Below are 16,186 nucleotides of genomic sequence, written 5' to 3' on the forward strand. Positions count from 1 at the left end.
GTTTACGATCTCCTTTTGTTCTTATAGAAAGAACAGTTGTTTTTGTATAAAAGACATTTTAACGCAAATTGCCCTATGTTTTCAATAGAATTCGAGAAATTGTCGAAACAATTCGGTAATTTGAATTTTTGCTTGTCACTTTCTTGAAACAACTGTATAGTAAATCTACGATGTAAAGTCAAGTGTAAAGACAGGTGGTTGAAATGATGACAAATACAGTAACAACAAATAAGGTTCAACAATCTATTTCTCGCAATAAGCTTTTGAGGGTAGCAGGAGTAGGCTGGCTCTTCGATGCAATGGACGTAGGAATATTATCGTTCGTTATTGCAGCATTAGCAGTTGAATGGGGATTAACACCAAGTCAAGCTGGTTGGATAGGTAGTGTCAATTCAATCGGGATGGCTGTAGGAGCTCTTATCTTCGGCGTACTTGCCGATAAAGTAGGACGTAAGCAAATTTTTATGTGGACGCTTGTATTATTTTCGATTGCAAGTGGCTTATCTGCATTTACAACTACATTATCTGCTTTTATGGCACTACGCTTTTTAGTAGGTATGGGACTTGGGGGAGAATTGCCAGTCGCATCGACGTTAGTTTCTGAGAGTGTAGAAGCTAAAGAGCGTGGGCGAGTGGTTGTTTTACTGGAAAGCTTCTGGGCGGCGGGGTGGTTAATCGCTGCATTGATTTCGTATTTTGTTATTCCATCATGGGGATGGCGTATTGCTTTATTGTTAACGGCAATTCCAGCAATATATGCAATTTATCTTCGCTGGCACTTACCAGATTCACCTCAATTTGTAGTAAAGGCAGAGTCTAAGAAACGTAGTGTTGTGCAAAATGTTCGAGAAGTATGGTCGAAAAAATACGTACGCTCGACACTTATGTTATGGGTGTTATGGTTTACGGTTGTTTTCTCATATTACGGTATGTTTTTATGGCTACCAAGTGTCATGGTTAGTAAAGGGTTTGATATGATTACGAGCTTTAAATATGTTCTCATTATGACGCTTGCACAGCTACCAGGTTATTTTACAGCCGCGTGGTTTATAGAAAAATTTGGGCGGAAGTTTGTACTTGTTTCCTATTTAATTGGTACAGCTGTAAGTGCTTTCATTTTTGGTAATGCTGAAACGATGGTAGTACTATTAACATCAGGAATGTTTTTATCGTTCTTTAACTTAGGAGCATGGGGTGCACTCTATGCTTATACACCAGAGCAGTATCCAGCAGTTATTCGTGGAACAGGTGCAGGAATGGCAGCAGCTGTTGGGCGTATCGGTGGTATTTTTGGACCTTTGTTAGTAGGATTTTTATTAACGGCAGGCTATGATATTGGCTTCATCTTCGCGATTTTTTGCGTAGCTATTATTATAGGGGTTGTTGGGGTAATTTTCTTAGGACAAGAAACGAAACAAATACAATTAGATTAAAAAAATCATGTCTTGGATGAACGATAGTCTAGTCCAAGACATTTTCTATTATTTAATTACATAAAAATTAGCGAATATTAATTTTTATACAAATGTTTTTAAAAATCTGTTAAAATCAATTCATTAAAAAACTTAAGGATAGAACAATTTTATGAAACTATCATTTTAGTAAGTTAAAGTGTTGAAGATTTTTCAGAAAAGTCATTGTATTCAGATTGTAATCGTGATACTGTATTTTTAACTTCTTTTAGCAGGTGTCTTTTGTACCGAAAAAGCGTAGCGACAGGTACAGGTGTCCAAACACCCGCTGAAATAGAGGGACTCAGTCTAAGAACGCCACGTCCTGTGGCAATTTGTCTGTGCGAAAGCGAAGCGACAGCAACACGGTTTTTGTCTGTACGAAAGCGAAGCGACAGCAACAACAACAACAACACACGACTGAGTGACCAACATCACGTTGGCCCAAAGCCTCCGGCGGATGTCACGGAATCGGAAATGAGTTCACATAGGATGTTAGACTAAAATCATCGCATCCATGCGATAACGGCTAACTGACCTGCATCGGTAAAAACGCCACGTCCTGTGGCATTACCGAAATGACCGACATCGTGTCGGCCCTCATGTTGCTGACGCTACGTTAGCACTGCGCTTTCGCAAAAAAACATCTGTTAGAGTCAGTAGGAAACAATCTCCATTCGTGATAATTTCATTGAAAGAAAGGTTGTTAGAAATGAGCATTAATGAAGAAATAGAAAGAAGATTTGTTAGGCTATCGAAGGGGCAGCGTAAAGTTGCACAATTTGTTATGAATAACCCTACAGTTATAATTGGTAGCGGAGCAGCAGAAGTTGGTAGACAGGCTAATGTTAGTGAATCGACAGTTATTCGTTTTTGTTATGCGATGGATTTATCGGGCTATGTAGAGCTTCAAGACAAGGTTAGAAGCTATTTAATGACTCAAAATGATGGTGAGAGTATTCAACCTACATATTCTTCAAGTAAACGGAATATACCAAGTTTTGGTAAGGTGATGCAACGTGATATTCAAAATATTCAAGATACGATTCATTTGATTAACGATAATATGCTACAAAAAAGCTCGAAATGGATGCATGAAGCAGAGAACGTGTATATTTTAGGTACTCGTCAATCTGCATCCATTGCAAATTGGTTATCGTCTACAATGAAAACTTTACGTCCAAATGTAAAACAGCTTCGCTCAGAATCCGACGATATTGTACAACAAATTAACAGCATGGGGGAACAGACGACATTAATAGTTTTCTCATATGACAAGCATTCAAACGACATTCAAACGATTGTAGAAATTGCCAAGAAGAAAAAGGCTAAAATTATTGCCATTACTGGTTCGGCTTTGTCTTCTATTCGGGAATATGCAAGTGCATTATTTACACTTGGTCTGAAAAAGCAATCTTCATTGGACGTTACTCCAGTTTTGTTCTCTTTTTTACATGCGTTAATTGAGGAAATGGTCAGTCAGGACAAGACACAATATGAGAAATATCAGCAATCCTATGAACAAGTAGAAAGTAATTTGTTATTTTTAGAGGCAGTAAGAGAAAAGCAAGTTTTCTAATCATTTTACAACGCTACTCATAAAAAAGATGTCCAAATAAGTTTTAGACATCCTTGAAAAAGAAGCTTATAAAATTTTGCTTAAACTATATTCGTTAATAAAGGTATCATTGAATTTAATGGCGTTTTGTCGGATGCCTTCTTGCTGAAAACCTAATTTTTTGAACAAATTTAAAGCACGATCATTATGCTCCATGACAGATGCTTCTAAGCGTGAAATATCGCGCTGTATAGACCAGCGTTCTACTGCTTCCATCAGCGCTGAGCCGAAACCTTGTCGCTGATGCTCTTCCTTAACAGCTAGGTGAACTGTTGCAACATGTTTAGCTTTAGAATGTTTATATCCATGGATAACGGCATAGCCAGCAAAAGTGCCATTTGCTATACAACATAAAATCGTACGGTTTTTCAATTTTTTCCAATAGACCAAATCTTTTCGAAGTTGTTGAACTGTGAGGTCTAATTCATTTTCCATGTTATACATGAAGTGAGTTTGTTGGAAAATTTCTTCTTGCAAATGAATAAATGATCGGGCGTCTGATGCTTCAATTGCTCGAATTATGTATGCAGGTGGGTTATCGTCATTTGTAGAGATATTACTCGTAGTCTTCATTTGTGTACGCGAGAAAGTTATACTAGTACCGAGCTTAACATCAATGACATAATAGCCTGCATTTGTCCATGACAAATAGTGAGAGAGAGGGGGCTTTGTCTTTTTCCACCAGCTCCTATTCAAGTAAGCTGCATTTGGCAAGGCTTGTCCCATAATATTTTCGAGTTCGCTAAATGATAAAGTAATTTCTTGTTGTAAAGCTACTTCAAAATAATTTGCTAAAGGAATATACTTTTTTTCCATCTTCTTTGTCATCGTGATCCCCATTTCCTGTATATCCTAAAAAAATATAGACCATCTGATGATAGCATAAAATTACGGTTTCTTAAATATAAAAACACAACTATATATCTATTTATAGTAAATATTTTTTATAAACTATGTATTTTTATTATTAAATATTATAAATAGGATGTTATTAACAGATAAATATATTAAATTTAATAATAATCTATAAATGTTATAAATAGGTAATTTGTTTTATCTCCGTTCTGACGGTGTGATTTCCAAGATGCCACACCTTTAGACTTCGTTCCTCTACTGGCTCACTCAAAGAGCTATGGGGCATACGTTTAACTTCTTTTAGGTCATTCCGGACTCAATTATGCTGAAGTATATTAGATCAAAAATCCCCCTCGAGTTTCCCATTTTGCGATGAACTATAAAAGCCTTTATTCTAGCTTCTTTTATGTATAGGAAAAGTAAGTAGTTATCCTTGAATAGGAGATTTTAAATGTATATTGGCAGTAGATCCTTTATAGATAAACTTTCACTTTATAACATGTTTGTTCATAAGATATGATAAAATAAACTATAAAGGTAATTGCCATTTAGGAGGAATAATTTCAATGAGTAAAGTTTTAATTTTTGGTCATAAAAATCCAGATACAGACACAATTACGTCTGCAATTGTATATGCATATTTAAAACAGCAAATTGGTGTTGATGCTGAGGCGGTACGTCTTGGTGAAGTAAATAATGAAACACAATTTGCTTTAGATAAATTTGGCTTTGAGGCACCTCGATTAATTTCATCAGTAGTTGGAGAAGCAGAGAGAGTAATCCTTGTAGACCACAATGAATTCCAGCAATCTGCTGATGGAATTGAAGAGGTACAAATTGCAGAAGTGATTGATCATCACCGTATTGCAAACTTCCAAACGGCGGATCCACTATACTACCGTGCAGAACCTGTAGGCTGTACTGCAACGATTTTAAATAAAATCTTCAAAGAACATGGCGTAGTAGTTCCTGCAAACATTGCAGGTATAATGCTTTCGGCCATCGTTTCTGATACATTATTATTCAAATCTCCAACTTGCACAGAGCAAGATGTACAAGCTGGTGAAGAGTTAGCGAAAATTGCAGGTGTTGATGCCGCTGAATATGGATTAGCTATGCTTAAAGCAGGTGCAGATCTTTCAGATAAATCATTAGAAGATCTTTTATCATTAGATGCGAAAGAATTCCAATTCGGTGAGTATAAATCTGTAGTAGCCCAAGTAAATGCTGTCGATATTAACGATGTACTTGGCCGCCAAGAGGAATTAGAAAATTTATTAAATAAAAATGTAGCGCAAAATGGCTTAGATTTATTCTTCTTTGTTGTAACGGATATTTTAAACAATGATTCAACTGCTGTTGCAATTGGACAAGTAGCAGAGGCTGCAGCAAAAGGATTTGGCGCAGAGCTTGTGAATAATCGCGTTCTTTTACCGGGTGTTGTATCTCGTAAAAAACAAATCGTTCCAGTTTTAACTGATGCATTGAAATAATGAGAAAGAGGTTGCCCTGAAAAAAGGCAACCTCTTTTCATAATGTTGATGTCGATAAAATTTAAAAGTTGGATATCATTTTGTTAAAACGCATATTATGTGAAGTGGTTGATTGGAGTGGAGGCTGGGCGACTCCTCGGGGATTAGCGTCACAGATGAGACCCTGCAGCGAAGCGGGAGGGGAACGAAGGCTAAAATCATCACGTCCTGTGATAACGCCTTCGTGACCAACGTCCTGTTGCCCCGGCGCCCCCAGGAAAGCGCCCAGCCGGAACGGAAATCAACCCCACATTTTGCCGAAGAGCATACTTTATTTAATAGGACACCTTAATTTCATTGACACAATAGTTTTTTAATCTAGCTTTAATGGGTGAACTGCAGGACCTTCCAGAACTTCCCCTTTGGCATTAAAGCGAGAGCCGTGACAAGGGCAATCCCAAGTTTCATCTGCTTCATTCCATTTTGTTTTACAGCCTAAATGCGTGCAAGTTGGTGTATTGGCACGTTTCACATAACCTGTTACGAATTCCTTGGCTACAAAGCCTCCTACCTTTAGCATCTGCATAAATTGAGCCCCAAATTTCGTACGTGTTGGCGAATAAAGAGGAATTGCGCCATCCTCATTCCCAGCGCCTGTTATTAAGGAGGACAGTAGATCCCCAGCTACAAATGAATTGGAAATGCCCCATTTTCGATAACCAGTTGCAATGAAAACATTAGGCAAGGACGGTGTAATCCTGCCAACATACGGGACCATATCAGGTGTTTCGATGTCTTGCGCTGACCAGCGATAGATTGGATCCTGATCGAAGTGAGCCTTCATTTCATTTTGAATAGCATCATAATAGGGCTGAGTATTGGTTGTTTCACCTGCAATATGATTAGCTCCACCTAATACTAAATAATGCTCACCGTTAATGGTAGCTGTTCGAATAGAGCGTGTAGGATTATCTACGCATAAGTATTGACCTTGTAGTGTATCAGTAATTTTACCAGCAACCATATAGGAGCGACTATTAGAAAGTTTGAAAAGATGTAGTCCTCTAAAGGCTTCGATTGGATAGTGTGAGCATAAAATAAGCTTGTTGTATTGAACCGCCATGTCATTTGCGGTATGTAAGCTATTTTGTGGTATGTTTAATTGCTGAACACGGGTATTTGTATAGATTTTTGCGCCCATTGATAAAGCTTCTTTTACAAGGAAATTACACACTTCTACAGGATGAATTTGTGCCTGCTGGGACATGCTAAGTGCTTTTGTAATTGGAAAGGGAAGCTCTGTGTCAGAAGAGATTTTCGCCTTAATATTTAATACTTTATAGGCATTCCATTCTTTTAATAATTGGGCATAGCCTTCTTTTGTTTGGCAATAAAGCAATGAATCTACTTGTTGAATGCTTTCTTTAGGGAGTAACTGTAATGCTTTTTCTACAGCTATTTGATTGAGCTGATAATAAAGCCGCGCCTCATCTACAGAAAGTTTTTCAATAAGGTTGGCATAAACTAAGCTATGCTGTGCAGTTAATTTTCCTGTTGAATGACCGGTCGTACCATGACCGATATGGGAATTTGCCTCAAGCAAGACCACATCTACACCTGATTTTGCTAAGACATAGGCTGTATATAGTCCCGTCAAGCCTCCACCAATAATACATACATCACAAGTGGTTGAAGCAGGAAGAGATGGTAAGGAGACGGGATCAATTGTTCCGAGCCAAAGAGATTGTGTCATACATAACCCTCACATTGTTTTTACGTTCAGTATGTAGATTGATTTGAGAAATTATGCAATGAAGCATAAAAATTGCCTTGTAATCATTACTATCGCTACAATGTAGCAAAAGGAGCGTGACTAGCTATGAAAATTGAAATCTGGTCAGATTATGTATGTCCATTTTGTTATATTGGGAAAAAGCAACTAGAGCAAGCGGTTCAGGAAACTGGTTTTGCAGGGCAGGTAGAGCTCGTTTATAAAAGCTATCAACTTGACCCAACAACACCGGTGGATACAACTGTGTCTACATATGAAGCATTGGCGAAAAAGTATGGGCTGTCGCTAGAAAAAGCGAAGGAAATGACGCAAGGTGTTGCTGCTCGCGCAAAAGAAGTTGGTCTAGATTATAACTTTGACCATTTAATGGAGGAAAATACATTAAAAGCACATCGTCTAGTAAAGTGGGCAGAACAACGAGGGGATGTTACAGCGCTTGTTGAAGCATTATTATACAATTATTTTATTGAAGCAAAGCGTATTGGTCAGGATGATGTATTAATCGATATTGCTGAGCAAGTAGGTCTAAATCGTGAAGAAGTTGCAAAGGTTCTTTCAAACGATGGTTTTAAATCAGAGGTAGAGGCTGATATACAAGAAGGGTTACAACTGGGCGTACGAGGGGTACCGTTCTTTGTGTTAAATCGTAAGTACGGTATTTCTGGGGCACAACCTCAAGAAGTATTTGAAGAAACTTTACGTAAAGTTGCAGAAGAAGAAGGCTTACAACCAGAGTTAAAGATGGCAGGCTCTGAAGACGGTGGGGTTTGTACGGACGATAGTTGTAAATTTTAACTTTGTTGGAGCAGATCAGATTAGTAAGGTACCTATTCATATCTAATATATATGCTTTAATAGCTTATTATAAAAAGGGATGACCTATGTAAAAACGCATATTATGTGGAAAAGTTGATTGGGGTGGAGACTGGGTGACTCCTTGGGGATTAGCAATAGAGGAACGAAGGCTAAAAGCATCACATCCTGTGATAACGCCTTCGTGACAAACCTCGGTTCTGTTGTTGCTGCCGCTGCGCTTTCGCACAGTCCAAAACCTTTTGCTGTCGCTTCGCTTTCGCACAGTCCAAAACCTTTTGCTGTCGCTTCGCTTTCGCACAGTCCAAAACCTTTTGCTGTCGCTGCGCTTTCGCACAAACAAAACCCTCTGCTGCCGCTACGTTAGCAACAAATGTTTTCTGTAGCGAAAGCAAAGCGGCAGCTAAAAAGCACCCAGTCGGAACGGAAATCAACCCTACGTTATGATATAAATATTTTGAGATACCCTCATTTCGGTCAAAAGTCTGAGTATACTAACGTTGACTTTTTACACAAAGTTTTTTAATATACTTATATATCTTGAATTCGAGATATTAGACTTTGAAATTTAAGGGAGAATTTATATAATGAATGTATTAGTAGTAAAAGCAAACAACCGTCCAGATGGTATTTCAACAAAAATGTACGACACATTTATGGAAAATGTACAAGGTGTAAACGTAACGACTTTTGACGTATTCGCAGAAGATATGCCTTATTTCGGTCAAGATCTTTTCAATGCTTTTGGTAAAGTTCAAAACGGTGAAACGTTAACTGACATTGAATCACGTCTTTTAGCAGCAAAACAAAAAGCTATGGATGCTTTAACTGCAGCTGATGTTGTCGTATTTGCTTTCCCACTTTGGAACTTAACAATCCCAGCGAAATTACAAACGTTCATTGACTATGTATTCCAGGCTGGTTATACATTTAAATATAATGAAAACGGTCAATTAGAAGGCTTAATGACTGACAAAAAAGCAGTTATTTTAAATGCTCGCGGTGGTTACTACTCTTCACCTGAAGCACAACCAATGGAAATGTCAGTTAACTACATCAAAAATGTTGTTGGCATGTTCGGTATGGAAATTATCGAAGAGGTTATCATTGAAGGTCATAACGCTTCACAAGATAAAGCGCAAGAAATTATTGCAAATGGCCTAGAAGCGGTTAAAAAAGTAGCTCAATCTTTACAAACTGTAACTGCATAATAAATTATATTCTCTAGCGTGTTGATTAGGGAAATATAGTAGTGTTTTTAAAAAAGTTCTCTCAATTTGAGAGAACTTTTTTTGTTTCCTTCATAGGGGTACGGTAGTGGTAAGGAGGTCTAATCTATTGGTATTATGCACATACTTCTGATTTACAATTTACTAACATCCGGTTGTATAAATGATATTAATCTATTATTTTTTAGAAGAAGAGTTTTGCTATTCGTTTAAAAATACATACAATTAGGACTATTTGTTCAATTAAATTATTAATTAGTATAATATAATAAAAAATGTAGGGAAATATTAGATTTATAAGGAGGTTGTTACCATGGATAAGAAGTTTATTACTAAATTCTTAGCGATGTTACTTGTTCTATTCGCGGTATTACCATTTGGATTATCTGCGAATGCTGCATCTAACGGTGTGACACGCGGGGATTACGTGAAAGAATTAGTAGAAAGCTTAAATGTAGAGCTAGGGAATGGTTCCAAAACTGCCTTCACTGATATCTCTAAGGAGTTAGCTCCGTATGTAGAAAAGGCAGTAGAATTGAATCTTATTAAAGGTAAAACAGCGACATTATTTGGTCCAAATGATAAATTGACACGACAACAAGCATTTGTTATTTCTGCTCGTGGATTGGCCAAAGACAACGCGCCACTTTCTGTATTAGATAAGTTTAAAGATGCGGATCAAATTGCTACAACACATAAGCAAGATTTAGCAAATGCCGTTGCAGCAAACTTATTACAAGGATTTGAGGATAACACAATTCGTCCTCGTGCTTATGTAACAACTGAGCAAATGCAAAGTATTATTAAACGCTTTGTAGCAGAATACAAATTATCAACATCTACAGTAGATCTTCAAATATTAGGAACGACAGATATTCATACAAACCTTGCCAATTACAATTATTTCTTAGATGCTGAATCAGCTGATGTAGGTTTAGCAAACACGGCTACATTAATTGAACAGGCCCGTACTGAGAACCCAAATACATTATTATTTGATAACGGTGATTTAATTCAAGGAACGCCACTAGGCTCTTATAAAGCGTTAGAGAATCCTTTGAAGCCAGGTGAGGTTCATCCAGCTATTGCTGCACTAAATGCATTGAAATATGATGGAGGAACTTTAGGAAATCACGAGTTCAACTATGGTTTAAAGTTTTTAGATGAAGTATTAAATGATGCAAAATATCCAGTCGTAAATGCAAACACATACGACGCTAAAACAAAAAAGCATATGTACACACCTTATGTAATTCTTAATAAAGAGGTTGTAGACAATACAGGTAAAAAGCACACGCTTAAAGTGGGCGTTACAGGGATTGTACCTACGAAAATTGTTGAATGGGATGCTATTCATTTAGCAGGCAAAGTAGAAATGCAAGAACCAGTTGAAGCGGTAAAAGAAGTTGTACCAGAAATGCAAAAAGCAGGTGCAGACGTAATTGTAGTACTTTCACATTCAGGTATTGGTGAGGATAAATATGAAAAAGGTAACGAAAACGTTGGGTACCAAATCTCTGAGATTAAAGGTGTCGACGCTTTAATTACAGGTCACTCTCATTTAACATTCCCAGGCGACTATAAAAATCTGAAAAATGTCGATCAAGAAAAAGGGACAATTAACGGTGTACCTACTGTAATGGCAGGAAGCTATGGTAGCTATCTTGGAGTCATTGATTTACAACTAGAACAAAAAGGCTCTAAATGGATTGTAAAGGATGGACAAGGTTCTATTCGTTCTATCAAACAAGAAGGCCTAAAACCATCTAAAACAGTTTTAAATGCAATTAAAGAAGCGCATGAAGGTACGTTAAAGTATATTCGTCAGCCTGTTGGTGAGACAACTGCACCAATCCATAGCTACTTCTCAATGGTTCAAGACGATCCTTCTATTCAAATTGTGACACAAGCTCAAAAATGGTTTATTGAAAAAGAATTAAAAGGTACTGCTGATGAAAACACACCGCTTCTTTCAGCTGGTGCACCTTTCAAAGCAGGATCTCGAAATAACCCTGCAGATTACACAAACATTCCTGTAGGTCCGCTTGCGATTAAAAATATGGCAGACATTTATTTTTATGATAATACGCTTGCAACGATTAAAGTAACTGGTGCGCAAGCTATTGAGTGGTTAGAAATGGCTGCTGGTGTTTTTGCAACAATTGATCCAAATCAAACTAAAGAACAAAATATTATTGACCCAGAGGCACGTTCTTACAATTTTGATGTATTAGATGGCTTAACTTATCAAATCGATGTAACATCACCAGCGAAATATGATAGTCGAGGTATTCTACTAGACAAAAAAGCGAATCGTATTAAAAACGTGCAATACAACGGTAAAGCAATCGATCTAAAACAAGAATTTATCATCATTTCGAACAATTACCGCGTGGGTGGTTCTTATGGTGCTACATTTAAAAAGGCAGATGGCTCTAACTTAAGAAACTATGCTTATGAAAATCGCCAAGCTGTAATTGACTACATTATGACAAACAAAACAATTAATCCTGCTGCGGATAACAATTGGTCATTTGCACCATTCCCAGCAAATACAAAAATTATTTACAATTCTGCAAAGGATGCACAAAAAGTCATTCCTGCAGGCAGCAATATCGAATATTTAGCCGATACAGATGGCGGCTTTGGTAAATATTTAATTAAGTAATACTGAAATGTAGAAAAGGAGAGTGCGTTGGTTAAACGCTGCTCTCCTTTTTTTGTCGTTCAAATGCATGATAACGTGTTCCTTGAAACGATAATAAGCCAAAGTCACCATCTGCAAGCTGTCCATAATCACGACCGTTCATTTTTAATTCTAGCCGATCGCCACTTTGTACTTCGAATGTGACATAGTACGATGTATGAGCACTAGAGTTACCAGAACCTCCACCAGTATTAGAGCGTTTTGTTACGACTTTAGCGGGTACTGTTAATAATGGCTCATTGTTGTTTTTCGACCATTGTAAAACACCTTTAATAATAGAAAATGCGATAATACCAAACACGATAAAAAACATCATTGAAATAAAAGTATGTGCTGAAGAGAATTCATCAAACCCAACCATAAAAGTCCTCCGATCTACGAAATAATGTACTTGAAGTTGTTATAAAGGATGTATTTCAAGATCCACTACAATATCAACTACATCACTAATTAATACACCACCTGTTTCTAGGAGAGTGTTATAAACTAAATTAATATCCCGACAGTCAATCTGTGCCTTAGCCTGTAATCCATGTACATCTTGCGCCCATGGATTACACTGTTCCCTGTATATACTGTTGTAAAAAACGATAGGCTTTGTTATATCCTTAATAGTCAAATTTCCATGTAAAGCAAACTTCTTATCTTCTAATTTTTCAATATATGTAGACGTAAATAAAATTTTTGGATAAATGTCAGCGTCAAAAAAATCGAAGATACAAGATGCATATCATGATCAAAGTTTTTCGTTTGAAACACTAGCAACAGCGAATTTGAATGAAATCAATCGCATGCTTTTTCATGGAAAAGCCCCTTAAAAACCGTATCTTACACGAATAATAAATTAAACAATTCAGGTTTTCAATGCGTTTTTAGAAAAAACGGTAAAATATTACTCCAACGAAAGTTTTATTTTATGAATGTTTAAAGTAAATATAAAAAATAGGCTCCTTGAAAGTCAGGTTTGTCAATATAACGTCATTACGGTACGGTAACTTGTCTTCTACAAAGGGGTGCAACAATGTAGTCATAATAATAAAATCATATGCATCTATTATAGAAGTAAGTGGCCATTTTTATTAAATAATAAGCTACCATGACTACTCTCAGATCGGGCGGCCATGGCTAATTTTTTATGCCATCATTAGCTTTTATATGGTGTTGAATCAAAGGCAAATGCTAAAAATGAAAAAACACTATAAGTTACATTTAGTAATCAAATGAAAAATCGTAAATAAATTACTAGTGGTAAATAAGTTACTTCAAATTTACTTTTTTAAAAATAATCGTTACAATAGAGTACATAAGAGGTGAAAAAAATGAGTGAGTCAAATTTATGTCCTCGTTTAGCTAAAGCAATGGATTTAATCGGAAAACGCTGGACAGGGCTGATTTTATATCAATTATTAGATGGACCACAGCGCTTTAATGAGATTGAAACTGCATTACCTGTAAGTGGCCGTTTACTATCCGAACGTTTAAAAGAGCTAGAAAAAGAAGGGCTTGTTAAAAGAAAAGTATATTCAGAGGTACCAGTGCGTGTTGAGTATTCTTTGACGGATAAAGGTTGGGCACTAGAAGGAGCGATTCGCAATATCGAATCGTGGGCAACGAGTTGGCTGTAAAAGTGTGAAGTCTATCTCGAAATTTCTGATGGATAGATAAACAGTGGACATATGTAATACTCATGACCATGATTTTTCTTTATCCTATTCATCATCTCTGCAAGGACGTTAAGGCGAGATAAAAAATTACCCTGCATTTTTACTTGTCAAATTAGGGTTCTAAATCCATACTAGTGTAGAGTAAGAAGGACGTTAGAAAGGAATTAGCTCTCATGACAAAAGAACAATGGGCGGCGGATTTAGCACAGAGTGTTAATCCAGCCAATATTAAGTTAAATGAATCATTACAGCAATATACTATGACAAAATTAGGTGGTAAAGCGGATGTTTTCGTTCTCGTTGAAACTGAGGAAGAGGCAGCAACGGTTATTCGCTATTCTCACAAAAATAATATACCTTTATTAATGTTAGGTAACGGATCTAATATGGTCGTTCGTGATGGCGGTCATCGAGGGATCGTTGTTACATTTTCGCTTTTAGATGAAATTCGCATTAATGGCGACCATGTTTATACACAAAGCGGTGCACTTATAAAAGATGTATCGAAACTGGCAGCAGCAGCCTCTTTAACAGGTTTTGAATTTGCTTGTGGCATCCCTGGCTCAGTTGGTGGAGCTATGGCAATGAATGCCGGTGCCTATGGCGGTGAAATTAAGGATATTATTATTTCATCGAAAGTGTTAACAAGAGAAGGCGAAATTTTAATACTATCGAAAGAAGATCTTGAACTTGGTTATCGTCAAAGTATCATTGCCAAGAAGGGATACTATGTATTATCATCCGAATTTCAATTAGCAAAAGGTGTGCAGGAAGAAATTGATGCAAAAATTGCTGATTTAACGTTTCAGCGAGAATCTAAGCAGCCGTTAGAATACCCATCTGCAGGGAGTGTTTTTAAGCGCCCACCTGGTCACTTTGCTGGTAAGCTTATTCAAGATAGTGGCTTACAAGGAAAAGGTATTGGTGATGCAGAGGTATCAACGAAGCATGCAGGCTTTATTGTTAATAAAGGTAATGCAACGGCTACTGAGTATATTGCAACAATTCAAATGGTACAACGAGAAGTTAAAGAAAAGTTTGGTATCGATTTAGAAACAGAAGTAAAAATCGTTGGTGACGACTTATAGGATACTACGCCCTTCGCTAATGGTGGAGGGCGTTTTTTGAGGAGTGAAAACAGAAATGAAGTTTATATCATGGAATGTTAATGGAATTCGAGCCTGCTTAGGTAAAGGGTTTTTAGATTTCTTCAATCATGTAGATGCAGATTTTTTCTGTATTCAAGAAACAAAATGTCAGGCAGAACAAGTGGAGATTTTACTTGAGGGATATGAGCAGTATTGGAATTATGCACAGAAGAAAGGCTATTCAGGTACAGCTATTTTTACAAAGCATACGCCGCTTTCAGTACGTTATGGCGTTGGTGAGGATGAATCACAGGAAGAGGGGAGAATTATTACACTTGAGTATGAAGATTTTTACTTAGTGAATGTTTATACCCCAAATTCACAACGTGATTTAGCTAGATTACCTCTTCGTTTAGAATGGGAGGATCGATTAGCGCTTTATTTAAAAGAGCTAGATTCCAAGAAACCTATAGTTTACTGTGGCGATTTAAATGTCGCACATATGGAAATTGACTTAAAAAATGCAAAATCGAATGTTGGTAATTCAGGTTTTACATATGAAGAACGTGCAAAAATGACGGAGCTATTGGCAAGTGGTTTTGTAGATTCATTCCGCTATATGTATCCAGATACAACAGACCACTATACATGGTGGTCTTATATGAATAAAGTACGCGAGCGCAATATTGGATGGCGTATTGACTACTTTATTGTGTCGGAGAGACTAAAGAACAACATTGATGTGGCAAATATTCATTCACAAATTATGGGCAGCGATCATTGTCCGATTGAATTACAGCTCAATGACTAGTATTTATGGAAAATAAAATGGTCAAGGGAATCTTTTCAAATGTTATGGCACTTTAAATGAGGTGATTTCCGTTCCAGGCTACTCGCTTTGTTGCTGACGCTTCGCTTTCGCACAGATAAAACATTTGTCGCTGACGCTTCGCTTTCGCGCAGAGCAAGGCTTCCTGTGGGCGAGCGCCGAGCCGCTTCCTCCGCTCCGCTCCGTGCAGGGTCTCGCCTGTCTCGCTTTCCCACGGGAGTCGAGTAGCCTTCCACTCCAATCAGCAATAGTGTAGAACTTTGAATTTTATACATTTAAAAAAGTGAACAATATGGTTACCCATCATAATCAGACAAATAGAGTGTACATCTGCCATTGCTGTCGTTTTATTAGAGCTATGCTTCGCTCAGAGAAAACGTTTTGCTAAAGTTTCTGTTTTGTCATTATAAATTAGAGTGACGTGGTAAGAAATACATGCTAAGTGAAATAGTTGATTGGAGTGGAGGCTGGGCGACTCCTCGGGGATTAGCGATATAGAGGAACGAACGCTAAAATCATCACATCCTGTGATAACGCCTTTGTGACCAACATCGTGTTGGCCCGAGACCCTGCAGCGAGCAACGCGAGTGAAGCGGGAGGGGAACGAAGGCTAAAAGCATCACGTCCTGTGATAACGCCTTCGTGACCAACATCCTGTTGCCCCGACG

At 37.4% G+C, this 16,186-nt stretch carries 14 protein-coding genes; 9 read left to right on the forward strand and 5 right to left on the reverse strand.

Annotation, left to right across the window (positions count from 1 at the left end):
* Window positions 1-203: 203 nt before the first annotated feature.
* Window positions 204-1,433, forward strand: a complete 1,230-nt coding sequence (locus tag ACQKN2_RS04810) for an MFS transporter (protein WP_427413935.1) — start codon at window positions 204-206, stop codon at window positions 1,431-1,433.
* 730 nt (window positions 1,434-2,163) lie between these two features.
* Window positions 2,164-3,030, forward strand: coding sequence for a MurR/RpiR family transcriptional regulator (locus ACQKN2_RS04815; protein ID WP_427413936.1), 867 nt, complete (start codon window positions 2,164-2,166; stop codon window positions 3,028-3,030).
* 66 nt (window positions 3,031-3,096) lie between these two features.
* Here ACQKN2_RS04815 and ACQKN2_RS04820 read toward each other — a convergent pair whose 3' ends face one another.
* Entirely contained in the window at window positions 3,097-3,897 is an 801-nt protein-coding gene (locus tag ACQKN2_RS04820) for an N-acetyltransferase family protein (protein WP_427413937.1), read from the reverse strand.
* Window positions 3,898-4,490: 593 nt separating this feature from the next.
* Here ACQKN2_RS04820 and ACQKN2_RS04825 point away from each other — a divergent pair.
* Window positions 4,491-5,417 (forward strand): manganese-dependent inorganic pyrophosphatase, encoded by a 927-nt coding sequence (locus tag ACQKN2_RS04825; RefSeq protein ID WP_427413938.1) that lies wholly within the window; start codon window positions 4,491-4,493, stop codon window positions 5,415-5,417.
* 352 nt (window positions 5,418-5,769) lie between these two features.
* Here the strand turns inward: ACQKN2_RS04825 and ACQKN2_RS04830 are convergent, their stop codons facing one another.
* The gene (locus ACQKN2_RS04830) at window positions 5,770-7,149 is read right to left on the reverse strand and encodes an FAD-dependent oxidoreductase (protein WP_427413939.1); all 1,380 of its coding nucleotides are present in this window, start codon (window positions 7,147-7,149) and stop codon (window positions 5,770-5,772) included.
* A gap of 126 nt (window positions 7,150-7,275) precedes the next feature.
* On the opposite strand from ACQKN2_RS04830, the gene ACQKN2_RS04835 reads away from it, so the two are divergent.
* From ACQKN2_RS04835 to ACQKN2_RS04845, 3 genes are all read left to right on the forward strand, one after another.
* Window positions 7,276-7,983, forward strand: a complete 708-nt coding sequence (locus tag ACQKN2_RS04835) for a DsbA family oxidoreductase (protein WP_427413940.1) — start codon at window positions 7,276-7,278, stop codon at window positions 7,981-7,983.
* Between the two features lie 605 nt (window positions 7,984-8,588).
* Window positions 8,589-9,212 (forward strand): FMN-dependent NADH-azoreductase, encoded by a 624-nt coding sequence (locus ACQKN2_RS04840; protein WP_323651497.1) that lies wholly within the window; start codon window positions 8,589-8,591, stop codon window positions 9,210-9,212.
* 331 nt (window positions 9,213-9,543) lie between these two features.
* Window positions 9,544-11,898 carry a bifunctional 2',3'-cyclic-nucleotide 2'-phosphodiesterase/3'-nucleotidase gene (locus ACQKN2_RS04845; RefSeq protein ID WP_427413941.1) on the forward strand — a complete coding sequence of 785 codons (2,355 nt, stop codon included), beginning with the start codon at window positions 9,544-9,546 and terminating at the stop codon, window positions 11,896-11,898.
* A gap of 31 nt (window positions 11,899-11,929) precedes the next feature.
* On the opposite strand, the gene ACQKN2_RS04850 is transcribed toward ACQKN2_RS04845, so the two are convergent.
* Together ACQKN2_RS04850 and ACQKN2_RS04855 are read right to left on the reverse strand one after the other, a co-directional pair.
* On the reverse strand, window positions 11,930-12,298 hold the full coding sequence (locus ACQKN2_RS04850) for a DUF2500 domain-containing protein (protein WP_427413942.1): 369 nt from the start codon (window positions 12,296-12,298) through the stop codon (window positions 11,930-11,932).
* A 39-nt stretch (window positions 12,299-12,337) separates the two neighbouring features.
* Window positions 12,338-12,655 carry a YceI family protein gene (locus ACQKN2_RS04855; RefSeq protein WP_427413955.1) on the reverse strand — a complete coding sequence of 106 codons (318 nt, stop codon included), beginning with the start codon at window positions 12,653-12,655 and terminating at the stop codon, window positions 12,338-12,340.
* A gap of 601 nt (window positions 12,656-13,256) precedes the next feature.
* On the opposite strand from ACQKN2_RS04855, the gene ACQKN2_RS04860 reads away from it, so the two are divergent.
* The 3 genes from ACQKN2_RS04860 (at window position 13,257) to ACQKN2_RS04870 (ending at window position 15,500) form a co-directional block, all read left to right on the forward strand.
* Window positions 13,257-13,562, forward strand: coding sequence for a winged helix-turn-helix transcriptional regulator (locus ACQKN2_RS04860; protein WP_427413943.1), 306 nt, complete (start codon window positions 13,257-13,259; stop codon window positions 13,560-13,562).
* A 212-nt stretch (window positions 13,563-13,774) separates the two neighbouring features.
* Entirely contained in the window at window positions 13,775-14,689 is a 915-nt protein-coding gene (murB, locus tag ACQKN2_RS04865) for a UDP-N-acetylmuramate dehydrogenase (protein WP_427413944.1), read from the forward strand.
* Between the two features lie 55 nt (window positions 14,690-14,744).
* Complete coding sequence (locus ACQKN2_RS04870; protein WP_427413945.1) at window positions 14,745-15,500, forward strand: exodeoxyribonuclease III; 756 nt, start codon at window positions 14,745-14,747, stop codon at window positions 15,498-15,500.
* Between the two features lie 504 nt (window positions 15,501-16,004).
* On the opposite strand, the gene ACQKN2_RS04875 is transcribed toward ACQKN2_RS04870, so the two are convergent.
* A partial coding sequence (locus tag ACQKN2_RS04875; RefSeq protein WP_427413946.1) for a hypothetical protein occupies window positions 16,005-16,186 on the reverse strand: 182 nt, incomplete at its 5' end.

Origin of the sequence: Lysinibacillus sp. NPDC093688, from assembly GCF_050280145.1 — a bacterium.
GTDB classification, from domain to species: domain Bacteria; phylum Bacillota; class Bacilli; order Bacillales_A; family Planococcaceae; genus Lysinibacillus; species Lysinibacillus xylanilyticus_B.